Source organism: Homoserinimonas sp. OAct 916 (assembly GCF_003260275.1).
GTDB lineage: Bacteria > Actinomycetota > Actinomycetes > Actinomycetales > Microbacteriaceae > OACT-916.
The window spans coordinates 184,451-207,000 of record NZ_QJHB01000008.1 but is presented as its reverse complement, the minus strand read 5'-3'; the positions used below and the strand labels follow the sequence as shown (position 1 = coordinate 207,000).

At 63.7% G+C, this 22,550-nt stretch carries 21 protein-coding genes; 10 read left to right on the top strand and 11 right to left on the bottom strand.

The window, feature by feature from the left end; genetic code table 11:
* The first annotated feature begins 2 nt into the window (after positions 1 to 2).
* Entirely contained in the window at positions 3 to 1,229 is a 1,227-nt protein-coding gene (locus DL891_RS11295; protein WP_111720528.1) for an ABC transporter permease, read from the top strand.
* 37 nt (positions 1,230 to 1,266) lie between these two features.
* On the opposite strand, the gene DL891_RS11290 is transcribed toward DL891_RS11295, so the two are convergent.
* From DL891_RS11290 to DL891_RS11280, 3 genes are all read right to left on the bottom strand, one after another.
* Complete coding sequence (locus DL891_RS11290; RefSeq protein WP_111720527.1) at positions 1,267 to 2,418, bottom strand: cation:proton antiporter; 1,152 nt, start codon at positions 2,416 to 2,418, stop codon at positions 1,267 to 1,269.
* 78 nt (positions 2,419 to 2,496) lie between these two features.
* Positions 2,497 to 3,972 carry a cell wall-binding repeat-containing protein gene (locus tag DL891_RS11285; protein ID WP_198668864.1) on the bottom strand — a complete coding sequence of 492 codons (1,476 nt, stop codon included), beginning with the start codon at positions 3,970 to 3,972 and terminating at the stop codon, positions 2,497 to 2,499.
* 139 nt (positions 3,973 to 4,111) lie between these two features.
* Positions 4,112 to 4,945 (bottom strand): Ku protein, encoded by an 834-nt coding sequence (locus DL891_RS11280; RefSeq protein WP_111720525.1) that lies wholly within the window; start codon positions 4,943 to 4,945, stop codon positions 4,112 to 4,114.
* Positions 4,946 to 5,043: 98 nt separating this feature from the next.
* On the opposite strand from DL891_RS11280, the gene DL891_RS11275 reads away from it, so the two are divergent.
* A complete protein-coding gene (locus tag DL891_RS11275) occupies positions 5,044 to 7,449 on the top strand; it encodes an ATP-dependent DNA ligase (RefSeq protein WP_232819124.1) in 2,406 nt (801 codons plus the stop codon).
* Positions 7,450 to 7,478: 29 nt separating this feature from the next.
* Here the strand turns inward: DL891_RS11275 and DL891_RS11270 are convergent, their stop codons facing one another.
* The gene (locus DL891_RS11270) at positions 7,479 to 8,117 is read right to left on the bottom strand and encodes a pyridoxamine 5'-phosphate oxidase family protein (RefSeq protein WP_232819123.1); all 639 of its coding nucleotides are present in this window, start codon (positions 8,115 to 8,117) and stop codon (positions 7,479 to 7,481) included.
* Between the two features lie 124 nt (positions 8,118 to 8,241).
* Between DL891_RS11270 and DL891_RS11265 the strand changes: the two genes are divergently transcribed.
* Together DL891_RS11265 and DL891_RS11260 are read left to right on the top strand one after the other, a co-directional pair.
* Entirely contained in the window at positions 8,242 to 8,736 is a 495-nt protein-coding gene (locus DL891_RS11265) for a cation:proton antiporter regulatory subunit (RefSeq protein WP_111720523.1), read from the top strand.
* 5 nt (positions 8,737 to 8,741) lie between these two features.
* Positions 8,742 to 9,962 (top strand): cation:proton antiporter, encoded by a 1,221-nt coding sequence (locus tag DL891_RS11260; protein WP_111720522.1) that lies wholly within the window; start codon positions 8,742 to 8,744, stop codon positions 9,960 to 9,962.
* A 53-nt stretch (positions 9,963 to 10,015) separates the two neighbouring features.
* On the opposite strand, the gene DL891_RS11255 is transcribed toward DL891_RS11260, so the two are convergent.
* The 6 genes from DL891_RS11255 to DL891_RS11225 all read right to left on the bottom strand — a co-directional run bounded on the left by DL891_RS11255 (position 10,016) and on the right by DL891_RS11225 (position 14,373).
* Positions 10,016 to 11,710 (bottom strand): DUF5671 domain-containing protein, encoded by a 1,695-nt coding sequence (locus DL891_RS11255; RefSeq protein ID WP_232819122.1) that lies wholly within the window; start codon positions 11,708 to 11,710, stop codon positions 10,016 to 10,018.
* A complete protein-coding gene (locus DL891_RS11250) occupies positions 11,707 to 12,174 on the bottom strand; it encodes a hypothetical protein (protein WP_198668863.1) in 468 nt (155 codons plus the stop codon). The genes DL891_RS11255 and DL891_RS11250 overlap by 4 nt, the downstream gene beginning before the upstream one ends.
* Before the next feature lie 277 nt (positions 12,175 to 12,451).
* Entirely contained in the window at positions 12,452 to 13,186 is a 735-nt protein-coding gene (locus DL891_RS11240; protein WP_111720520.1) for an SDR family oxidoreductase, read from the bottom strand.
* 124 nt (positions 13,187 to 13,310) lie between these two features.
* Positions 13,311 to 13,682, bottom strand: coding sequence for a hypothetical protein (locus DL891_RS11235; protein WP_111720519.1), 372 nt, complete (start codon positions 13,680 to 13,682; stop codon positions 13,311 to 13,313).
* A gap of 79 nt (positions 13,683 to 13,761) precedes the next feature.
* The gene (locus DL891_RS11230) at positions 13,762 to 14,046 is read right to left on the bottom strand and encodes a DUF6457 domain-containing protein (protein ID WP_157962478.1); all 285 of its coding nucleotides are present in this window, start codon (positions 14,044 to 14,046) and stop codon (positions 13,762 to 13,764) included.
* A gap of 24 nt (positions 14,047 to 14,070) precedes the next feature.
* Positions 14,071 to 14,373, bottom strand: a complete 303-nt coding sequence (locus tag DL891_RS11225; RefSeq protein ID WP_111720517.1) for an antibiotic biosynthesis monooxygenase — start codon at positions 14,371 to 14,373, stop codon at positions 14,071 to 14,073.
* A gap of 66 nt (positions 14,374 to 14,439) precedes the next feature.
* Here DL891_RS11225 and DL891_RS11220 point away from each other — a divergent pair, with 66 nt between their 5' ends.
* The 5 genes from DL891_RS11220 to DL891_RS11200 all read left to right on the top strand — a co-directional run bounded on the left by DL891_RS11220 (position 14,440) and on the right by DL891_RS11200 (position 19,183).
* Positions 14,440 to 15,264, top strand: coding sequence for a phosphatase PAP2 family protein (locus DL891_RS11220; RefSeq protein WP_111720516.1), 825 nt, complete (start codon positions 14,440 to 14,442; stop codon positions 15,262 to 15,264).
* A gap of 76 nt (positions 15,265 to 15,340) precedes the next feature.
* A complete protein-coding gene (gene sufB / locus DL891_RS11215; protein ID WP_232819129.1) occupies positions 15,341 to 16,759 on the top strand; it encodes a Fe-S cluster assembly protein SufB in 1,419 nt (472 codons plus the stop codon).
* Positions 16,759 to 17,970, top strand: a complete 1,212-nt coding sequence (gene sufD / locus DL891_RS11210; protein WP_111720514.1) for a Fe-S cluster assembly protein SufD — start codon at positions 16,759 to 16,761, stop codon at positions 17,968 to 17,970. Before sufB ends, sufD begins: the two co-directional genes overlap by 1 nt.
* 93 nt (positions 17,971 to 18,063) lie before the next feature.
* Positions 18,064 to 18,837: a Fe-S cluster assembly ATPase SufC gene (gene sufC / locus DL891_RS11205; RefSeq protein ID WP_111720513.1), complete on the top strand. Its 774-nt coding sequence runs from the start codon at positions 18,064 to 18,066 to the stop codon at positions 18,835 to 18,837.
* Between the two features lie 16 nt (positions 18,838 to 18,853).
* Positions 18,854 to 19,183, top strand: a complete 330-nt coding sequence (locus tag DL891_RS11200; RefSeq protein ID WP_111720512.1) for a metal-sulfur cluster assembly factor — start codon at positions 18,854 to 18,856, stop codon at positions 19,181 to 19,183.
* A gap of 85 nt (positions 19,184 to 19,268) precedes the next feature.
* Here the strand turns inward: DL891_RS11200 and DL891_RS11195 are convergent, their stop codons facing one another.
* Entirely contained in the window at positions 19,269 to 21,083 is a 1,815-nt protein-coding gene (locus DL891_RS11195; protein ID WP_111720511.1) for a glycoside hydrolase family 15 protein, read from the bottom strand.
* 38 nt (positions 21,084 to 21,121) lie between these two features.
* On the opposite strand from DL891_RS11195, the gene DL891_RS11190 reads away from it, so the two are divergent.
* The gene (locus tag DL891_RS11190; protein WP_198668862.1) at positions 21,122 to 22,495 is read left to right on the top strand and encodes a glucose-6-phosphate dehydrogenase; all 1,374 of its coding nucleotides are present in this window, start codon (positions 21,122 to 21,124) and stop codon (positions 22,493 to 22,495) included.
* Positions 22,496 to 22,550: the final 55 nt, after the last annotated feature.

The following is a 22,550-nucleotide window of genomic DNA, read 5'->3' as shown; positions in this document are numbered from 1 at the left end:
CCATGGCCCGACGAAATCTGGGAGCCGTCCTCCGGTTCGAGGTGGTGCGCACGCTCAGCAAACGCCGCTTCTGGCTCGCGACCCTGGCCGTTCCGGTGCTGCTGGCAATCGTGTTCCTCCTTGTTTTCGTCTCCAACAGCGCCTCCGACAAAACGGCCGATGCGCAGAAGGACGCCCACTTCTCATTTGAGTACACCGACGCGTCAGGTCTGGTGGACCCCAGCATTGTCGACACCCTCGGCGGGAAGAAGATCACTGACCCGGCGGCCGGGGTGGTCGCGGTCAAGGACGGAACAGTGGACGCATTCTTCAACTATCCGGCCGACCCGACGAAAGAGACGATCACGGTCTACGGGGCCGACAAGGGGCTCTTCGCGAACGGCCAATACTCGTCTGTGGCCGAGTCAATCCTGCAGCAGAGCGCACAAGCGAAAGTCGACGCGCCCCAACTGGCCACCATCCTTCAGGGCAACTTCACCACCGAAACGACAACGTTCAAGAACGGTTCCACCGCGGGCGGAATCGATTCGGTGATCCCGGGGATACTGTTCCTGGTCATCTTCTACGTCGTCATCCTCCTGCTGGGCAACCAAATGCTGAACTCCACCCTGGAAGAGAAGGAGAATCGGGTGACGGAGATGATCCTGACCACGCTCAGCCCGACAAGCCTGATTCTCGGGAAGGTGATCTCGCTGTTCATCATCGGCATCGTGCAAATGCTCGTGTTCTCGCTGCCGATCGTCGTCGGCTACATCTTCTTTCGAAACCAGCTGAATATCCCTGACCTGAACTTGTCGATATTGGTGTTCGACCCCCAGACGATGATCGTCGGAACCCTCATCCTGATCGGCGGATTCGCGCTGTTCACGGCAACACTCGTTGCCCTCGGGGCTGTGATGCCGACGGCGAAAGAGGCGGGGCCCATCTTCGGGGCGATGATGGCGCTGATCTTCATCCCGTTCTATGTCCTGCCGCTCACCATCAGCGACCCGAACGCGATCATCGTGCAAGTATTCAGCTACTTCCCTTACTCAGCACCGATCACCGCCCTTCTCCGCAACGCATTCGGCACGTTGCCGTTGGAGCAGGCGATCGTCATCATCCTGATTCTGTTCGGACTCTCCGCCATCGTCCTTCGTATGGCCGTCAAGCTCTTCCAATACGGGTCTATCGAGTACACACGCAAAATAAACGTGCGAGAGGTCCTGATGCGACAGGACGCGAAATAGCGCCCGCACAGCCTTCTGCCGCGCCCCAGGGAGAGGTTCAGGCGACCTCGGGCACCGGCTCCGGCTGTGACCTTCGCGCGTACAGGCTCGACGCAATGGACGCCGCGACCACGGTGACGAGCGCACCCAGTAGGATCGCTGCGTCTTCACCCGGCACCAGCCGCCCGGATTGGATTCCCAGCGTCGCGGCAGCGATCGGAACACCGAGCTGGGCCGCGGACAACATTGCCAGCGACCAGGGAACCATGACTGCACGCGCCACCAGATGAGCGAGGATCGCCGCGACGCCGAGCAAGACACCGAGAACGATCATCCACGGTTGTTCACTGAGCCCACGCAGGTTGATCGAGGCACCGAGCCAGACGAAGAACAGCGGACTGAAGAAGCCTTCCGTGATGCCGAAAAGTTGACGCGCGAGCCGGTGCGGCTCTCCGATCGCCGCCACCACGATCCCCAACGTGAATCCGGCCAGCATGATCGACACGTGCGTCACCTGCGTGATCGCCGCGAGCGAGAACAGGAGAAGCAGGCTCACCCGCAACTCGAGCGCGAACCGTCGCTTCTCCGACCGGACGTGAAAGTGACGAAGGGTACCGCGGCGGTCCAGCACACGAAGCAGAAGATAGAGCACGCCGGCAGCGGCTGTGATGCCGAGGGCGCCCAGGGCGGCCCCGCCGGCATGGGCGGGATCGATCGCCAGCGGCAGGGCAACGATGCACGCGATATCAGCGATCGCCACTTGGGCCGTCAGGCGAAGCACCCCGACCCCGTCGAGGCGCAGTGAGCCGATGATGGGCAGAACCAGTGCTGCCGATGAGGATGCGAGGAGCACGGCATACAGCGCACCGTGCCCCGTGCTGAACGCGGCGGCAAGAATGGGTCCCAGCAGTGCTGCCACGACCCCGACAGCGATCGCGCCGAGAGCGCCTCTCCCGAGGGCCGAGCGCACTCGGGGGTCCCGTACGGGAACATGGGAGCCCACGACGAACATGGTCAAGCCGAAGCCGATGTTGGCGAGCAGTTGAAACGTCGGCTCGGAGGCGTTGACCAAGCCGAAACCGGACGCGCCGATCACGACACCCGCCATCAGTTCACCGGCGACCACCGGAATGTTCCACGAAGCACGCATGGCCAGTATCGGCCCGAGAAGACCGACGAACACCACGAGCGCGAGGGTCGAGTAGCTCACACGCTCACACTAACCCGGCCGACGTGTTCGCGGTGCTCGCCGGCCGATGCCCGGAGGCTGCCTATCGTGCGTGGCGTCTCAGCAGCGGCCCAGGCCGGCGACGTTCTGGTCCAATGCGCCCGTACCTCCGAGTAGCGTCACCTGCTTCGATCCGGAATTCTTGATGTCATTGAACATACCCCCGGGAACACAGCCGCTGTGCACCACGTAGAGCGGTGCGCCCTTTGCCCCGGCCAGTGCCGCACCTGCCAACGCATCCGGGAACTGGAATCCGGTCGCCAAGTACGTGTGTGCCTGCGTCGGGAAAGCCGCCTTGTTGATCTTCTGGGAAGTATCGAACCGGTCGGTGCCCGCGAAGCGTTGAACCTTTGTGATCTTCGCCAATGCGGTGGCAGTGGATTCGCTCACAGCCCCGGTGCCGCCGGCGATCATCACCTTCGTGACCTTCAAAGACTTCAGCAGGTTGCCGGTCGACTTGTCGAGCTTCTTCCCGTCGACGAGAAGGACCGGTGCACCGATGGCGCCAGCCGCAGCGGAAGCTGACAGCGCATCCGGATAGTTGAACCCAGTGGCAACGTACGCCTCGGCCGAACCATCCGAGAATGCGTTCTCGATGACCCGGCGTGATGTCTCGAACCGGTCTTCGCCGTCCAGACGTTGAACCGCTGGTGCGAGGCTCTTCAACTGAGTGAAAACCTTCGCGGACACGGCTCCGGTGCCACCGACGACGATGATTCGTGCAGGCTTCAACCGCTGCAGTTCCGTCTTGACGGCGCCGGGGAGAGAACCTTTTGCAGTCAGCAACAACGGCCCGCCGCGCTTGGCAGCAGCCGGTGCGGCGGCCAGTGCGTCCGGATAGTCGGCACCGGTGGCCACATAGACGATGTCTGCGGATTTCGGGAATCCTGCTTTCGAGATGGCCACCGCGGTGGCGTACCGGTCGCCTCCGCTGACCCGGTTCACTGCGGCGCCAAGCGGGTTCGGAGGAGGGCCGGTCACCGGGGAGGGGACCTTTGCGTACGCGCCGAAGTTCTGGGTGTAGTAGATCGCGCCGTTCGAGTTCTTCGCCAACCCGACCCCGATGGTGTTGATCTGGGGGTTCATGATGTTGGCATAGTGGCCCGGTGAGTTCAGCCAGGCTTGGACAACTTTGTCCACAGATTGCCCGTAGGCGACATTCTCCGCCACTCTGGTCCAGCCCGACGGCATCAGCGTTGTGTAGCTGGGGTTGTGGCCCATCGTGCTTGAAGACGCCTGTTTCTTCGACCAGTTCTGGGATACCGTGCTCAGCTGGGTGCTCTCGGTCACCGGCTTCAGGCCCTTGGCGGTGCGAGCGGCGTTCGTCTTGTTCACGATCACCCATCTCGCCTCGGTGAGGGTGTAGCCGTTGTAGTCTTCAGCGGCCGTCGCCGGTGAAGCGTCGACCAGGGAGACTCCGAGCGCCAACAGGATGGTCGCCGCTGTGGCAGTGACCCGTCTCCACCCGGCCCGATGACGACCCTGTCGTCCGCTCGAGATCCCTGATGTACCGATACCCTGCACGCCCAACGTCACGCACTCCCCTAAAATGCGGTTCTGTCGGGTACAGCCCACTGCTTTGTGATTCGGCGCCAATAGCCGCAAATGCGGCGGCATGTTCCAGTATGGCCATGATCCTGTGCATTGGATACCCCCGCAACCGGGGGCCCGCCCGTCACGCTTTCTTCGTGCGGCGCCGCGTGGCCGGCTTGGCTGCGGCCTCGGCCCGGTTCTTCTCCACGCTGCGCCGCAACGCCTCCATGAGGTCGATCACTTCTGCGCCGGATTCGCCCTTGCTGGCCGAATCATCACCTCGGGAGGGGGCCACCGCGTCGCCGTGTTTCATCTTCTCCTCGATGAGTTCGCGCAACTGCCTCTGGTAGTCGTCGGTGAATTCTTCGGGGGAGAAATCGGCGGCGAAGGATTCAACCAGTGCTGCCGATAGTTCCAATTCTTTGGCCGAGATGCGCACCTTCTCGTCCAACGACGGAAAGTGGGCCTCGCGCAACTCGTCATCCCAGAGCAGCGACTGCAGCACGAGAACATCGCCACGCACCCGCAGGGCGCCGAGCCGGGTCTTCTGCCGCAACGCGAAGTGCACTATGGCCGTTCGGTCGGTCTTTTCAAGCGTGCGTCGCAGAAGTGTATAGGCCTTCGGGGAGGTCGAGTCGGGCTCAAGGTAGTAACTGTGGTCGAACAAAAGCGGGTCGACCTGGTCGTTCGGCACGAACTCGACCACCTCGATCTCGCGGCTGCGACCCTCAGGCAACGACTCGAAGTCTTCCGCAGTGATGACCACCATTTGGTCATCCTCGATGTACGCCTTGTCGATGTGTTCGAAGTCGACGACCTCGCCGCACACCTCACACCGCCGTTGGTAGTGGATACGCCCGCCGTCCTTGTCGTGTACCTGGTGGAACGACACGTCGTGATCCTCGGTCGCCGCATACAGTTTGACGGGAACATTCACCAGGCCGAACGCGATCGAGCCCTTCCAGATGCTTCTCATGACGCCAGTACACATCATTTTGCCGCCGGAGTGTAGCCCGGGCCTCGATCACGCATGCGACAGTTGGCTCCTCGCCGAGGATGGGGCACGCTAACGGTATGGGCCAAACGACGCAGACGGCAACGGTGAACGGCCATCGGATCACGCTCACGAACCTCGACAAGGTGCTTTACCCGCTCACAGGCACCACCAAGGCAGATGTGTTGGGCTACTATGCCGCGGTCGCCGACACGCTCATCGCGCACGCGGCGAATCGCCCCGCAACCCGCAAGCGCTGGGTGCACGGCGTGGGAACCGTCGAGCATCCGGGACAGGCCTTCTTCCAGAAGAACCTTGATTCATCAACACCGTCATGGGTGCCGCGCGTGGCAATCCAGCACAAGGACCACGCGAACGAGTACCCGCTGGTCAACGACGTGGCCACGCTCACCTGGCTCGGCCAGATCGCTGCCCTTGAGATCCACGTGCCGCAGTGGCGCGTGCTCGGCGACGAGCCGCAGAACCCCGACCGGCTGGTTCTTGACCTTGATCCGGGTGAAGGCGCGACGCTGACCGAATGCGTCGAGGTCGCCCGGCTCGCACGAATACTTCTCGTGGACATGGGACTCGACCCGGTGCCGGTCACCAGCGGCAGCAAGGGGATCCATCTCTACGCCGGCCTGGACAGCAGCCTGAGCTCGCAGAGTGTGTCGAATGTCGCGCACGAATTGGCGCGGGCGTTGGAGGCAGACCATCCCGACCTCGTCGTCAGCGAGATGGCGAAGCATCTGCGGACTGGCAAGGTCTTCGTCGATTGGAGCCAGAACAGTGCGGCCAAGACCACGGTAACCCCCTACTCACTGCGGGGTCGCTTTCGCCCAACGGTTGCGGCACCGCGAACCTGGGCCGAGTTGGAGATGCCGGATCTGGCCCAGATCGAATATTCGGAAGTGGTCGCACTGCTCGAACAGCGAGGCGACCCACTGGCTGCGCTCAGGGAAGCCGGCGCCACGCACGACCGGCTCGGCGAGTACCGGCACCTTCGCGATCCGGCGAAGACCCCGGAGCCGGTGCCGTCCGGCCCGCCGTCGACGTCGGGAGGCTCCCGCTTCGTGATCCACCGGCATGCCGCGCGACGCCTGCACTTTGACCTGCGGCTCGAGCGTAACGGGGTCCTCGTGTCGTGGGCGCTGCCGAAAGGAATACCCGAAGATGGGTCGAAGAACCACCTTGCCGTGCATGTGGAAGACCACCCCCTGGAGTACGGCGACTTCGAGGGCATCATTCCGCCGGGGGAGTATGGAGCCGGCGAGGTGACGATCTGGGACCAGGGAACGTACGACACTGAGAAATGGCGCGAGAAAGAGGTGATCGTGACGTTGCAGGGTCAGCCTGGAGCCGGACTGGGCGGGGCCGCGAAGATCGGGCTGATTCACACCGGAGGAAACGGGCGGGCGGAACAGAACTGGCTGGTCCATCGGATGCACGACTCCAGAGAACCTCGGCGGCCTGAAAAGCCGGGCTCCATGCCGGAGCTGTCCCGACGGAGCACACCCGCCGGCAAAACTTTGTCCCCGATGCTCGCAACACTCGGCACTGCCGCCGACCTCGGTGGTGACGACAACTGGGCTTTCGAGATGAAATGGGACGGTGTGCGGATCATGGCCCACGTGAAGGCCGGCGGATCCGTCCGGCTACTCAGCCGCAACGGCAACGATGTCACCGCCACGTACCCTGAAGTCGTCGACGGCCTGCGTGAGGCAGTCAGCTCAGAAGCGGCGATTCTCGACGGCGAGGTGGTCGCATTGGATCGAAAGGGTCGCCCGGACTTCTCTCGTCTGCAGAAACGTATGAAACTCAGCCGGAAGGCAGATGTCGAAGCCGCCGAGCAATCCATCCCGGTGAACTACCTCGTCTTCGACCTTCTGGAGTGTGATGCTGAGTCACTGCTGAAACTGCCTTATACCCACCGGCGTGACAGGCTCCGCGAATGCGTGAGGTCCGCGGGCACGATCCAGGTTCCGCCCACTGTCGACGGCACACTCGATGTTGCCATGCGTACCAGTCGTGACCTCGGACTCGAGGGCGTGATGGCTAAGAAACAGTCCAGCACCTATGCGGCGGGTCGTCGCTCTCGGGCGTGGATCAAGCTGAAGCACCATCTCAGCCAGGAAGTCGTCGTGGGCGGCTGGCGACCGGGCCGCGGCAACCGGGTGAATTCGGTCGGCTCGCTGCTGCTGGGAATTCCAGACGGCTCACGATTGCGCTACATCGGCAGGGTCGGCACCGGATTCAGCGACAAACAACTCGACGACATGCAGATCCGCCTCAGCGCTCTCTCGCGAAAGACGACGCCCTTCGCCGATGTGCCTGCGGCTGACGCAGCTGATGCCCACTGGGTGACCCCTCGCCTCGTCGGCGAGGTCGAATTCGCGGAATGGACACACGCTGGGCGTCTGCGCCATGCATCGTGGCGTGGCTGGCGGCCCGACAAGGCGGCAGACGAAGTCGTCGATGAGAGGTGAGCCCTCGAGTATCGTCGGATCGGAGTGAGTCACCCACTGGGGCAGATGGCGTCGATCGACGGGGGTCGGGGGATCCCGGTGCGCAGATCGGGAGCGTCCATCGAAGTCGCGGGGCGCTCACCATAGCGGACCTGGCCCGACCAGGCATCGCCGGCGACATCGCACTCGGGGTCTTCGGCCCAGCCATCAGAGACACGCAGTGACCATTCGTCGATCGGCATGAACACGACGAGGGTCGCGGCCAATTCTCGTTTCGTACTCGGGCGCACCTCGCGCACTCTGCCCGGGATGAGGTGCTCGGTGAGCGCGTCAAGCGCTGCTTGCTTCTGAGTCCCATCCAGAGCCCGAAACGTGCCGAACAGAACGGCGCTGCGATAGGCGAGCGAAGACTCGAACGCAGATCGGGCGACAATGATTCCATCGACGGCGGTGACGGAGACCACGACCGGCACCCCTGTGGCGATTCGTCGCATCCAGCGGGAGCCGGTTGAGCCGTGAACCACGATGCCGTCGCCGAACGGCACGATCGCGCTCGGGAGCACCCCGGGGCCGCCGTCTTCGTCGACGAAAGCGATGTGGCCGACCATGCTCGCGGCCAGCAATGCGTCCAAGTCGGCACGCTCCCTCGACATCAATTCGGGCAGGCGGGTGGATGTGGTGCGCGTCATGATGATCAGTCTGGCATCCACGAAGAGGCTGACGGCAGGTATCGGAGAATACTCGCGGCCCTGCGGTGCCGTCACCCTCACCGAAACTTTTTGAAGTGGGTGCTACTGCTGATACGTTTTCACTGTGAGCGTCCGCATAGAAAAGACAGATCTTCCCGGTATCGGTGTTCGACACGATTTGATCACCGAGCGTGGTCGAAGAATCGGGATCATCGCGTTCCGTGACGGCCACAGGGAGATCTCCATCTTCGACCTGGAGGACCCGGACTCGTGCACCGTCTCGATTCCGGTGACAGACCCGGAGGCGTCTGCCCTGGCGGAGCTGCTCGGTGTGTCCGTCATCCTCAGCAAGTTTCAGGAGCTCAGCAACGAGGACACCGGTCTGTTCACGGAGCACATCCTTCTTCCTGCGGACTCCGAGTACGCGGGCAAGTCGCTGGGCGCGACCAAGGCGCGCACGAGGACGGGCGTCTCGATCGTCGCGGTGGTCAGGAACGGCAAGGTGATCGCCTCTCCACGTCCGGACGAGCGGCTCGACCAGGGTGACGCCCTGATCGCGGTGGGAACACGGAACGGACTTGATGCGCTCGCTGAACTGATCGCCTCCAGTACTGGTTGAACCTCATGTCCCTCGACGCGCACGGTACTGCAATCTCACTCATTGAAGTCGGTGCGCTTCTGCTGGGACTCAGCCTTCTAGGGCGATTGGCGCTGCGATTTCACCTGTCACCCATCCCGCTTTACCTGGTGGTCGGCTTGGCCTTCGGGACCGGCGGCTTCCTGCCGCTATCGGAGAGTGACGACTTCTTCGAGTTGGGGGCGGAGATCGGCGTGGTGCTGCTCCTGGTCATGCTGGGCCTGGAATATTCGGCCAAGGAGCTCCTCGGTGGCCTGATGAAGTCGAAGCTGACCGGCTTTCTCGACGCCGCCTTCAACGCGCTGCCAGGTGCAGCGCTCGCGCTGCTTCTTGGCTGGGGGCCGATCGCCGCGTTTGCGCTGGCCGGAGTGACCTGGGTCTCATCCTCGGGTGTGGTCGCGAAACTCCTGCGCGACCTTGGCAGGGTGGGAAACCGGGAGACCCCGGTCATCCTCTCCATCCTGGTGATCGAAGACCTTGCCATGGCGTTCTACCTGCCAGTGCTCTCGGCGTTGGCGATCGGTGCCGGGATTCTCCAAGGATCCATCACACTGGTCATCGCGGTCGGCGCGGTGCTCGTCATCCTGTTGGTCGCACTGCGTGGCGGGAACATGCTTTCCAAACTGTTCCCGGCCCAGCACGCGGAGCCGCTTCTGCTCGGGGTGCTCGGCCTGACGATGCTGGTCGCCGGCCTCGCTGACAAGGTCAACGTTTCAGCGGCCGTCGGCGCATTTCTTGTGGGACTGGCCCTCTCCGGCCCGGTTGCCCAGAACGCCACCCGCCTGCTGACGCCCCTTCGTGACTTGTTCGCCGCGATCTTCTTTCTCTTCTTCGGGCTCACCACCGACCCGGCGGCGATCTGGCCGATGCTTGTGCCGGCCCTGGCCCTTGCCACTGTCACCATGGCGACCAAACTGGCCAGTGGCTACCTGGCTGCTCGCCGCGCCGGCATCCAGCCTTTGGGGCGCTGGCGTACCGGGCTCTCATTGACCCCACGCGGGGAGTTCTCCATCGTCATCGCCGGACTGGCGGTGGGAGCCGGGCTGCAACCGGAGTTGGCGCCGCTCGCGACCGCCTATGTTCTGATCACCATCTTTGCCGGATCCGTCATTGCCCGGTTCCCCGACAACACGTGGTTCCGCACGCTTGTCGTACGCCGTCATGGCGCACCAGAGACTCGACCGACGACGATCGTGTCTGGAATCTGAACCCTGCGGTTGCTGAGCCCAGCCGTTGCGGCTCAAGACGTAGTGTCCGGCCGTCAGTGGCTGAGGTAGATCACGTCGAGCGCACCTTCGGAGCCCACCGTGATGAGTGCTCGCGGGGCAGATGCGCCCGCCAGCGCGTGCACGACATCATCCGGTGACACCGTGCTTCCGAGCGCATCTTCACGCTGCCAGACGGTGACGGTTGCCCCGGTCGCAGACTGGATCGCCCTCACATAGGGTTCCGGATCTGAACCTATGACCAGGATCACCTCGCCGAGCGATCTCGGCTCGGCACCGGCCAGTCCCTGCGCGTCGCTGACCTGTACGTCGGGTGGACCAGATGCGACACTCGGCTCAGGGCGCTCCCTTCGCCAGATCGCGAAATGGTAGGCGGCAACCAGCACGGTTGCCAGCAGCAAGCCGAGCGGGGCGCGAACCTGTTCGAGCAGCCCAGCAGCGACCCCGCTATCGAGAGTTGACTCGAGGATGCGGAATGCGAGTACCAGCAGGGTGATCAAGGCCACAACCGCACTGATGCCGAACACAACGGCCAGATAGACCCGCCGCCCCGAGTCCGTTGGGTCCACGGGTGCGGTCGGCCGCCAGATGAGCCACCAGGCCGGGCCACCGACTGCCAGTGCGCTGACACCGGCGAGCAGGAGGGTGAGGGGCCCGGACCCCGCAAGGGGCGTGGATACGGCAGCGAGCGCCGAATTCACAATGATTCCAACCCCAGTGGCCGCGCCTGCCAGCGCTACCCCGGAGGCGACCAGCCGGTTGGCTCGGCGCGTGCCCAACGTCGATCGTTCGACGACGCCCTGGTAGTAGGCGAGCACCACAGCGCCGACGGCTGCCGCAGCGATGGCGGTGCCCGCCGGCTCAAGGACGACTAGAACGGACTCGCCGCGGTCGAACCCGAGTCTGAGCGCGATATAGAGGGCGGTCGCCAGACCCCCCAGTGCAAGAACCATCCCGCCGAGACCGGTGACCAGGACCAGCGCCAGTGCCGCGAACCCCGAACGTAGCGACCGGGCATTCGTGACGAACCAGTGCCACCACCAGACCACCGCTCCGCCGGCGGCCCAAATCAGTCCGGTTGCGACGGCGTGCCACCACGGCCTGCCGAAGGTCGCTATCTGGGCGGCTCCGGACAGCGCGGTGTCGAGCACTTGCGAGAGAGCCGTGATCGACCCACCGACGAAAAGCGCCAATCCGAAGACCGACCCGATCACCCAAGGAACCCCGACCAGTCGCGTCGGTCGTTTGGCCGGATGTCTGGTCATCCAAACGTGCCAGACCCAGACCAACAGCCAGGCAATTGCGATCGCCAGGTTATCCGGCAGCCAGTAGCCGCCGACGAGCGACGCCAGTGTTGCGAGGAGCGTGCTCGCACTGGTGATCAGAGCCAGCGAGCACATAGCCGTCAGGTAAAGTGCCCAGCTGACAGATGACCGTTCGCGGTGATCTCGAAGACTCTTCCAGACGAACCACCACAGCAATGCGGCAAGCGGGCCGGCGATCAGCGTGAACGCGAGGGATCGGGCCAGACCGGAGGCGTCAGATCCGGCCAATGCGGAGCCGGACTCGAACGCGCGCTCCAATAAGCCGGTCACCCCGATCGCCGCGATCACGACCATGGAGAACAACAGGATGACGACGATGAGTCGCCGCACGGTTGACAGGGGCCCTGAGCGCTGCTGGGGCAACTGCTGGGCAGTGCCGGTCGCCGTTTGCAATGTTTCGGTCAACTGTACAAGCCTTCACAGAGGGCGAGCTCGAACGGTGCCTTGTCGATCTTCCACTCGCCCTGTTCCTTGACAAGCTCGAACGACTGGCGTGACTCGGATTCGCTTGGGCCGAACGGATCGCCGCCGTAGGAGATCCGGATCAGCACCGAAACCGTCGCGGATGTTTCCCGCTGGGCGCTCGAGAGCAGCGTCACCCTGATCCCGTTGCCCGTCCAGATTCCCATCTTCGCGCAATTCGTGACCAGCCGCTTTGACAACATCTCCATGCCGGCAGGCTCGTCACCGTCGATCACCGCCTCGGAGTATTGCTGAACGACTCCCTCGGGCGATGCGGGGTCGAGTTCGGTCGGGCCGCCCCGAAACATGATGACGGCTAGGGCAACCAGAACGATTGCTGCAATGACGGCCAACACGACGACGAGCGCACGATTGGTCCGATCAGGCGGGCGAGTCGGTTCATCCACCGTTGGCTCATTCACCGTTGATTCTTCCACCATGGTGCCATCATGGCGCACGAGCGGGTGAATACGGCGCTGATTCTCTCGCTATTCAATTTCGCCGATCGCCTGGTCCAGTATCGCCAGACCCAGAGACAGCTCGTCCACGATACTGGTCAACGGTGGTGCAATACAGAAGGCACCACCCATGCCTGGCAGTTGTACCATGTTCGGGTGCAGGCCCAATTCGAGCACCTCGCGATGACCGGGGCGCCCAGGGTCTCCGAACCCGGTGCGGCTGTTGCTAGAAGTTCAACGCCTGGCCGACCGTCGCCCCGCCGTCGACGATGAACTCTGTGCCGGTGGAGTAGGTCGCATCGGCCACGAGATACAGCACGAGCTTGGCTACTTCCTCGGGCTCTCCGATCCGCGGGATAGCCTGGGAGGCATACATTTCGTTGCCCTCCATTCCGGCGGTCATCGGTGTTCTGATTCCGCCGGGGTGAACGGAAACAACGCGAATGTTGTCTGGCCCGAGGTCGAGTGCTGCGGCCTTGGTGAGTCCGCGTACACCCCACTTGCTGGCGACGTAGGCGCTCAGGTTCGAGTAACCCATCATGCCCGCCGACGACGACAGGTTCACGATGACCCCGCCACCGGCGGCTTTCATCGACGCGGCCACGGATCGGATGCCCAAGAAAACGCCGGTCAGGTTGATCTCGATGACACGGTTCCACTCGGAGAGTTCCGTGGTGGCCACCGGCGTGAACGCGACGATGCCCGCATTGTTGACGAGGATGTCGATGTGGCCGATGTTCTCGTCGATGTCAGCCACGACCTCCGTCCAATTGCTTTCACTCGTGACGTCCAGCCTTCTGTACTCGGCACCGATGGAATCCGCCAAAGCCTGCCCTTCGTCGTCGAGCACGTCGCCGATGATCACCCGGGCTCCCTCTGCCGCGAAGAGCTTTGCGTCCGCGGCACCCATGCCGTGGGAACCTCCCGTGATCAGTGCGATTTTGCCATCAAGTTTGCCCATGGTGGATCTCCTCCGTCATTGTGTGGTGCCCCCCATCATCCGGCAGCACCGCCCGTGTGTCACTTCGAGGGGCGGGAAGCCGCCGAGCGGGCGCACTTCGCTCGGCGGCGCAATGACTGCTTCGTCAGCCGCCGATATCGGTGATGGCGCGCGTGATGATCACCGCCGCGACACCGATCACGAGCTGGATGGCAGCGATCGAGACCGGGAGGGCAATCGCACGAAACGACCGGGTGCGGGTGAACTGGATGATTGTGGCCACCAGAAAGCCGGCGATGGTGATTGCGAGGATCGTGAACGACCAGATGAGGATCTCGGTGAGGTACGCGAGTCCGGCACCCAAGTCGTCGAGCCCCGCCGGGTTCGTGGAGTCCATGACGAGTTTGACGACCTGCCCGGTCAACAGGGTGATCGGGATGAACAGCGAAGCCAGAATGACCGCAATCGTGTAAGGCCGATTCGAGTGGATATCAGGGCGCGGCGTTGTTTCGTTCATCGCACGAGTATGGCAGAGGGGGGGACTTCGTGCTGCCAGGCGATGACGTCTCAGGCGGGCTGTGAAAGCCTGCGATGACCTATTGCTGACCGGCTTGTTCACGCGTGGCACAGAGCCGCAGCGCGATCTCGGTCGCCTCGTCTGCCGCATCACCGGCCGACTTCTCGGACGCAGCAGCCAGCCCTGCGGCATAGCCGACGAGGTACGTGGTCAGCGGCGCTGCCGGGCGCAACACCTGGTGGGCGGCCCTCCCGGCGAGGCCGAGCAGCTTCTTGATGTCAACCTCGACGTGGTCCAGGCCGAGCGCTTCGCTGACCTCGGCACACCACGCGATGAGGATGGCATCTTCTTCGGGCCTGTCCACGTGCATCTCCTTCGAGTCGGTGGGCTAGAAGCCCTTGAGTACCTGTGCCGCGTGTTCGACGCGAGGCACGTTGGCGAAATATTTGCTCGCGAGGGCGCGCCAGGCGACATAGTCGTCGGATTCTCGAAATCCCACGGTGTGGTCCTCGAGCGTTTCCCATTCGACCATCAGGCGAAACCTGGACGGCACCTCATGAGTGTCACGTAATTCCAGTGAGAGGCAACCCTTCGCCCGTTTGAACAGGGGGATCGCTTCGGCCACGGCCTGGATGAACAGGGACTCCTGTCCGGGCACCACGTCGATCTCGGCGATCTCCAAGTAGCTCATGGCACGACTTTACCCGTTCGCCAACGCGAGGCGCTGGCCGCCTCGCTGTGACAGAGTTAACGCCTGATGCGAAAAACACTCGGGGCGGGTTCACTCGTCTTTCTCACCGGAGCGCTCGTGGCGGTGATCTCGCTGGCAGCCGTCTACTGGTTCTTCGTGCGCACTCAGACGGGGCAGGAGATCGATCAACTGGCGTTCGACGGGGCGACGATCGGTCACCGCACCGTCGCCCCCTACGTCTTCAGCTTTCTGGATGCTCTTCCGGTCGTAGCCGCGATCATCGCCTTCGTGCTCGCGGTCGTGGTTTCTGCGTCCCGAAGAAGGTGGTACCTGTTCGCGCTCGCGATCGGGTCGGCAATTGCGGCGAATGTGACCACCCAGATACTCAAGCCCCTGCTGCCGAGGCCCGACCTCGGGGTCGACGGGTTCGCGTACAACTCTCTGCCGTCGGGGCACACGACGGTTGCCGCCGCCGCCGTGCTGGTCGTATTTCTGGTCGCGAGCCCCCAGTGGCGGGGATGGGCCGCTCTCGCGGGTGCCATCTTCACGGTGGTCGCCGGCGTGGCGACCCTGGCCGGCCAATGGCACCGACCGTCTGACGTGGTGGCCGGGCTGCTGGTGGTTGCCTTCTGGGGATGTCTTGCCGGGGCCCTCGGGCAGCGTCCGCGAGTCGAAAGCACGCGGATCCAGGTTCCGCGAATGCGGGTGCTGTTGTGGGTGGCGCTCATCAGCACGCTCGGTACTGTGTTGTCGTTTCTCTTCGTTCTCACCCGGCCAAATGGCGGGGAAACAACGTTGTTGGTGGCTTACGCGGGCGGGGTGACCGCGATCACCGCCGCCGGCTTCCTGCTTGCCGCATTGGCGACTCGGGCGTTTCGCCGGGTTCGCTGACACGACGAGCGGCGGATTAAAAGGACAGTTTTCAGTTTAAATCGGTATGCTGAAGTTTGTGAGCATTGCGGAGAATATCCCAAATATCCTGATCGAACGACCCGAACTGGCCGGCATCGGTCAATACGAATTCGGCTGGGCCGACTCCGATGCCGCAGGCGCCTCCGCCCGAAGGGGCATTTCCGAAGAGGTGGTCAGCGACATCTCGGCGCTGAAGAATGAGCCCGAGTTCATGCTCAAGCATCGGCTTAAGGGGTACCAGATGTTTCGCCGCAAGCCGATGCCGAATTGGGGGGCCGACCTGTCGGGCATCGACTTCGACAACATCAAGTATTTCGTGCGGTCGACCGAGAAGCAGGCCCAGACCTGGGACGACCTGCCCGACGACATCAAGAACACCTACGAGCGGATCGGCATCCCCGAAGCTGAGCGCAATCGCCTCGTCGCGGGCGTCACTGCGCAGTACGAATCGGAAGTGGTCTATCACCAGATCCGCAGCGACCTGGAGGCGCAGGGTGTGATCTTCACCGACACCGACACTGCCCTGCGTGAGCACCCGGAGTTCTTCGAGGAGTACTTCGGCACGATCATCCCCGCCGGCGACAACAAGTTTGCAGCGCTGAACACCGCGGCCTGGAGCGGCGGTTCGTTCGTCTACGTGCCGCCCGGCGTGCACGTGGAGATTCCGCTGCAGGCCTACTTCCGCATCAACACCGAGAACATGGGCCAGTTCGAGCGCACCCTGATCATCGCCGACGAGGGCAGCTACGTTCACTACATCGAGGGCTGCACCGCCCCGATCTACACCACAGACTCGTTGCATTCGGCTGTCGTGGAGATCGTTGTGAAGAAGGATGCCCGGGTGCGGTACACAACGATTCAGAACTGGTCGAACAACGTCTACAACCTGGTCACCAAGCGGGCAATCGCGATGGAGGGCGCCACCATGGAATGGGTGGACGGCAACATCGGCTCCAAGGTGACGATGAAGTATCCGTCGATCTACCTGATGGGGGAGCACGCCAAGGGGGAGACCCTGTCGGTGGCGTTCGCCGGTCCCGGACAGCACCAGGACGCCGGCGCGAAGATGATCCATCTGGCGCCGTACACCATGTCGAACATCGTCTCCAAGTCGATCGCCCGCGGCGGTGGTCGGAGTGGTTACCGGGGTGAGGTGCGTATCGAGGCCGGCGCCCACCACTCGGCCAACACGGTGAACTGCGACGCGCTACTGGTCGACACGCTCTCGCGCAGCGACACGTATCCGACCGTCGATGTGCGCGAAGACGACGTGAAGATGGGGCATGAGGCCACTGTTTCCCGCGTCAACGAGGAGCAGATCTTCTATCTCATGAGTCGAGGCTTGGCCGAATTCGAAGCGATGGCGATGATCGTGCGCGGTTTCATCGAGCCGATCGCCAAGGAACTGCCGATGGAATACGCACTCGAGCTGAACAAGCTGATCGAGATGAGCATGGAAGGATCGGTCGGTTGATGGGCCAGCCAGCACCCACCGTCACCATCGAAAGCCACAAAGCGTCCCGGCCGAACACCGCCTCCGATGAGCCGAGATTCGTCCCGGTTCAAACCAGGTCGGAGCGGTTCACCTCCGTTGACGCCGCCGACTTCCCTGCGCTGTCCAGTTCCCAACTGGAGTGGAAATACACGCCGATCACGCGGGTCAAGGCGCTCGCCGGCGAACCGGTCAACGGCGCCCGCTACGAATACACCGTGACCGATGAAACAGGTGACGCCCTGCTCATCGAATGGTTGGACCGAACGGATCGGCGCATCGGTGCCGCCGGCAAACCGGAGGAGCGGGTGTCTGCCAACGCGTGGACCTCGTTCAGCGAGGCACTTGCGATCACGGTGCCTGCCGGGGCCGATGGGGGCCTGACCGTGGATCGCAACCGGTTCGGGCCAGAAGCTCGGGCCGCACACACCGTGATCACGGCCGGCACGGGCAGCCGGGCTGTCCTCATCGTGCAGAACTCGGGGTCGGCACTGCTGACCGAGAACCTGGAGATCGTGCTCGAGGATGAGGCGCAGCTCACCGTCGTGAGCGTACAGGAATGGGCCGATGATGCCATTCACCTGGCCAGCCACTTCGCCACGCTCGGCCGGGGTGCGAGGCTCAAACACGTGGTCATCTCGCTCGGCGGCAGTGTCGTTCGCATCGACCCGTCGGTGCATCTGGCCGCCACCGGTTCAGACGCAGAGTTGCTCGGGGTCTACTTCGCCGACGCCGGCCAGCACCTGGAGCAGCGTGTCTTCGTGAATCACGACGCGCCGCACACGCGCAGTCGGGTCAACTACCGGGGTGCCCTGCAGGGCGAGGGCGCCCGAACCGCCTGGGTCGGTGACGTGTTGATCCGTGCCACCGCGGTGGCCGCAGACACCTATGAACAGAACCGCAATCTGGTGCTCACCGAGGGGGCGCGCGCCGATTCGGTGCCGAATCTGGAGATCGAGACCGGCGACATCCTCGCAGCCGGCCACGCGTCGACAACGGGCCGATTCGACGACGAGCAACTCTTCTACCTGCGGTCGCGCGGAATTCCCGAGGCCGAGGCCAGGCGACTCGTGGTGCGTGGTTTCTTCACCGAGCTCATCGCCTCGATCGGCCAGGATGCCCTCGAAGCGCGCCTGGTGCGTGCGATCGAGACCGAGCTCGGAATGCCGGCCTCCGGGCCGCCAGAGCCCTGATCTTTCGAGCACTCACCTCCCGAGCACTCACCTCCCAAACACTGGCCTCCCAGGCACTGACTGCCCGCCACCCAACATTCAACAAAGGAAAGTATGTCCACCCTCAGCATCAAAGACCTGCACGTCAGCGTCGACACAGACCAGGGCGCCAAGGAGATTCTGCGCGGGGTCGACCTCGTGATCAAAGAGGGCGAGATCCACGCGATCATGGGGCCGAACGGGTCGGGTAAGTCAACCCTTGCCTACTCGATCGCCGGGCATCCGAAATATCACGTCACCCAGGGCTCTGTGACGCTCGACGGCGCCGAGGTGCTCGATATGACGGTGGACGAGCGAGCCAGGGCGGGACTGTTCCTCGCCATGCAGTACCCGGTGGAGATCCCCGGCGTCACCGTCACCAACTTTTTGCGCACCGCGAAGACCGCCATCGACGGCGAGGCGCCGGCGATCCGCGGCTGGATCACGAGCATCCGCGAATCCATGACGAACCTGCGCATGGAACCGTCGTTCGCCGAACGCAACGTCAACGAGGGATTCTCCGGTGGTGAGAAGAAACGCAACGAGATCTTGCAGCTCGAACTTCTGCAGCCGCGGTTCGCGATTCTCGATGAGACGGATTCGGGCCTCGACGTCGATGCGTTGAAGATCGTGGCGGAGGGAGTCAACCGCGCCAAGGACAAGACTGCACTGGGTATCATGCTGATCACCCATTACACGCGCATCCTGCGCTACATCAAGCCCGATTTCGTGCACGTGTTCGTGGCCGGGCGCATCGCCGAGCAAGGCGGCCCAGAGCTCGCCGACCGACTCGAGAACGAGGGCTACGACCGCTTCCTGCCGGTCGGGGCCTCGGAATCGACGGACTAGAAAGGACACCGCTGTCATGTTGACCACATTGGAGGACACCCGCTTCGACGAGATCGAAGAGGCATTGAAGGATGTGATCGACCCCGAACTCGGGGTGAACGTCGTTGATCTCGGCCTCGTCTACAATCTGGCGTGGGATGACGAGAGGGATGCCCTCGCCATTGACATGACCCTGACCACTGCGGAATGCCCGCTGCAGGATGTGATCACCGAGCAGGTCGCCGAGGCGCTCGACGGGGTGGTGGACCAGTTCTTCATCACCTGGGTCTGGATGCCGCCGTGGGGCCCGCAACGCATCACCGATGACGGCCGCGACATGATGCGCGCCCTCGGCTTCAACCTCTGATGCCCCGGGTGTCTCCATCGACGAGGATCTGACCTGTTCGGTATCTGAACTCTTCTGCAGCTGAACCGGGCGCTGTCCCACCGGATCAGCTGGCGGGCGTCGGCCCGGTGGGTGCCTTCGTGGACACTGTCTGTGCCGCCGCGATGGCGTCGGCCGCCTGCACGAGCGCCAGGTGGGAGAACGCCTGCGGAAAGTTACCGGCCTGACGGCGATCGCCGGTGTCGTACTCTTCGGAGAGCAGGCCGACGTCGTTGGCGAAGCCGACGAGCCGGTCCATGAGTTCGTGGGCGTCGTCGAGTCTTCCCGAACGGGCATATTGCTCTGCCAACCAGAACGAGCACGCCAGGAACGCATGTTCTCCGGGTGGCAGCCCGTCGAGACCGCTGTCGGTGCGGTACCTGAGAAGCAGCCCGTCGCGCAGCAGATCCTCCTCTATCGCGGCGACGGTGCCCAGCATCCGCGGATCATCCGGCTCGCAGTACCCCACCTGGGCGAGCACCAGCAGCGAAGCGTCCACCTGGTCGGTGCCGAAGTACTGGGTATAGCTGTTGCGCGCCTCGTCGAAGCCGTTGTTCTCGACATCCTCGCGCACCTGGTCGCGCAGACGCTCCCAGCGATCAACCGGTCCAGGCAGGCCGTAGTCGCGTACCGCCCGGATAGCGCGATCGAGGGCCGCCCACACCATCACCCGCGAATGGGTGAACTCCCTCTGTGGGCCACGGATCTCCCAGATGCCCTGGTCGGGGCGTCGCCAGTTCTTCTCGATGAAGCTGAGGAGGGCTCGTTGCAGCGGCCACGAGAACGCGTCCTCAGCGACACCGGCCTCCCTCGCCTGGTGCAGGGCCACCATCACCTCACCGATCACATCGGCCTGGAACTGGCCGACCGCGTCATTTCCGACGCGTACGGGTGATGCGCCCTGGTATCCGGGCAGGCTGGGGATCTCCCGTTCCTCGAGAAACCTCTCACCGGCGAGCCCATACATGATCTGCACATCGTTCGGGTCGCCGGCGATCGCCCGCAGCAGCCAGTTGCGCCAACTCTGGGCGGCATCCACATAGGCGTGCTCGAGAAGGGCGCTCAGGGTCAATGATGCATCCCGCAACCAGACGTAGCGGTAGTCCCAGTTACGCGAGCCGCCGAAGTCTTCGGGAAGGGATGTCGTGGCCGCGGCGACGATGCCGCCGGTCTCCACATGGCTCAGGGCCCGCAGCACCAGGAGGGAGCGGATGACCTCGTCGTGGTAGGGGCCGCTGTGGTTGCAGGACGCCACCCAGTCAGACCAGGACGAGACAGTGCTCGCGAGGGCGGCATCGATGTCGATGTGTTCGGGCGTGTCCACGTGCGAGCGAAAGCAGGCGAGCACCGAATCTACCGTCTGGCCGGCGGCGATCGTGGTGGTGGCCTCGTGGTGGTGATCGGTCGCGTGCAGGCGGGGGCCGCGCAGGATGATGGCATCCGGCCCGGCCACCGCCAGCAGGCCATGTCCGTGATCATCGAGTACCTGTCTGACCCAGGGCATCGCTGTGGCGTACCCGAAGCGGATGGTCAGGCGCTGGCGCATCTTCACCGTGCCGCTGACACCGTGCACGCGCCGCACCACACGGCCGTAGTCGTCGCCGAGGGGCATGAACTCGGTCACGTCCACCACACCGGTCGGTGTCGTCCATCTCGTGGTCAGAACGAACGTGTCCTCGATGTAGGAGCGGCTGGCCGTGGCGTCAGGATCTTCCGGCGCGAGCAGCCACCGGCCGTGGTTCTCATCGCCCAAGAGTGCACCGAACATTGACGGTGAATCGAACCGGGGCATGCACAACCAGTCGATGCTGCCGTCTCTGCCCACCAGGGCCGCCGTGTGGCGGTCGCTGAGTAAGGCGTATTCCTCAATGTTGAGGCTCATTGCTCCATCATGACACCGTGCGGTCTACTCTGTTGGGTATGGCACAACAGATCAAGACAATTCTGATTCTGGGAGCGAGTGGAGATCTGGCGGCCCGACTGCTACTACCTGCGCTGGGGCAGCTGTTGACGCGGGAGCCCAAGCGGCGGGTGACCTTGATCGGAGCGGGGATCGACGAACTGACCGACGCCCGCTGGAAGTCGATCCTGAAGGCGTCGTTCACAGAGGGTGGGGCCAGCGCCGCCGTGGTCGACCGCGTGCTGAAGAACACCAGGTACCTGAGGCTCGACGTGACAAAGGCGGGAGACCTCACCACCGCGCTCGAGGCCTGCGACGGCACCCCGGCGATGTACTTCGCGCTGCCGCCGGCGATCACCGCGCGTGCCTGTGACGCGTTGTCTGACGTGTCACTGCCGAAGGGAACGATTCTCGCGCTGGAGAAACCCTTCGGTACCGATGAGGCCGGCGCGCACGCCCTCAATAAGAAGCTCCTCAGTCTGGTTCCCGAGACCCAGGTGCACCGAATCGACCACTTCCTTGGCGTATCGACCGTGTTCAACCTGGTCGGACTGCGGTTCGCGAACCGCGTCTTCGAGCCGGTGTGGAACAGCTCCCACATTGAAAAGGTGGAGATCGTCTACGACGAGCAACTCGCGCTGGAGGGCCGCGCTCGTTACTACGACAAGGCCGGCGCCCTGGTCGACATGATCCAGAGCCACCTGCTGCAGGTGTTGGCCGTGTTTGCGATGGAACCGCCGTCGAGCATGTCGGCCGCCGACCTGCGCGACGCCAAGGGGCAGGTTCTGCGTGCAACCCGGGTGTATGACTCGAACCCGCAGCAATCCTCAAGGCGAGCACGGTACACGGCCGGAAAGGTCGGGCGCCGTTCGATTCCCTCCTACGTCGACGAAGATGGGGTTGATCCGAAAATGGGAACGGAGACCTTGGCCGAGGTCACGGTGGAGATCGACACGTGGCGGTGGGCGCGCGTGCCATTCGTGCTGCGGTCGGGCAAGGCATTGTGCGACAAGCGCCGCGAGATCATCGTCACCTTCAAAGACGTTCCGCACCTGCCGACCGGGCTGACCGGACTCACTGGCCCGACCGTTCTGCGAATCTATTTCACCCCTGATCGGCTGAGCCTCGAGCTGAATGTCAATGGCCCGGGCAAACCGGAGGAGCTGGATCGCGCGACGCTGACCACCGACCTCGGGGCAGGGGAGCTGCTTCCTTACGGCGAAGTGCTGGCCGGCATCTTGAATGGCGACCCCACCCTGTCAGTGCGCGGCGATACCGCAGAACACTGCTGGCGCATCGTGGGCCCAGTATTGGAGGCGTGGCACGCGAAAGGGTTCCCGATGGACGAATATGAGGCCGGAACCATGGGGCCGTCGAACTGGGACGGCGACTGACGCTTGGTCTATGCCGCTCGATGTGGGACGCGCTGTGGCTGAGGCGTGGTGACGG

Coding starts and splice junctions, on each gene's coding strand:
- DL891_RS11295 (WP_111720528.1), top strand. CDS start 3: ATGGCCCGACGAAATCTGGGAGCCGTCCTCCGGTTCGAGGTGGTGCGC.
- DL891_RS11280 (WP_111720525.1), bottom strand. CDS start 4,945: ATGAGAAGCATCTGGAAGGGCTCGATCGCGTTCGGCCTGGTGAATGTT.
- DL891_RS11275 (WP_232819124.1), top strand. CDS start 5,044: ATGGGCCAAACGACGCAGACGGCAACGGTGAACGGCCATCGGATCACG.
- DL891_RS11270 (WP_232819123.1), bottom strand. CDS start 8,117: ATGACGCGCACCACATCCACCCGCCTGCCCGAATTGATGTCGAGGGAG.
- DL891_RS11260 (WP_111720522.1), top strand. CDS start 8,742: ATGTCCCTCGACGCGCACGGTACTGCAATCTCACTCATTGAAGTCGGT.
- DL891_RS11240 (WP_111720520.1), bottom strand. CDS start 13,186: ATGGGCAAACTTGATGGCAAAATCGCACTGATCACGGGAGGTTCCCAC.
- DL891_RS11235 (WP_111720519.1), bottom strand. CDS start 13,682: ATGAACGAAACAACGCCGCGCCCTGATATCCACTCGAATCGGCCTTAC.
- DL891_RS11225 (WP_111720517.1), bottom strand. CDS start 14,373: ATGAGCTACTTGGAGATCGCCGAGATCGACGTGGTGCCCGGACAGGAG.
- DL891_RS11220 (WP_111720516.1), top strand. CDS start 14,440: ATGCGAAAAACACTCGGGGCGGGTTCACTCGTCTTTCTCACCGGAGCG.
- sufD (WP_111720514.1), top strand. CDS start 16,759: ATGGGCCAGCCAGCACCCACCGTCACCATCGAAAGCCACAAAGCGTCC.
- sufC (WP_111720513.1), top strand. CDS start 18,064: ATGTCCACCCTCAGCATCAAAGACCTGCACGTCAGCGTCGACACAGAC.
- DL891_RS11200 (WP_111720512.1), top strand. CDS start 18,854: ATGTTGACCACATTGGAGGACACCCGCTTCGACGAGATCGAAGAGGCA.
- DL891_RS11195 (WP_111720511.1), bottom strand. CDS start 21,083: ATGAGCCTCAACATTGAGGAATACGCCTTACTCAGCGACCGCCACACG.
- DL891_RS11190 (WP_198668862.1), top strand. CDS start 21,122: ATGGCACAACAGATCAAGACAATTCTGATTCTGGGAGCGAGTGGAGAT.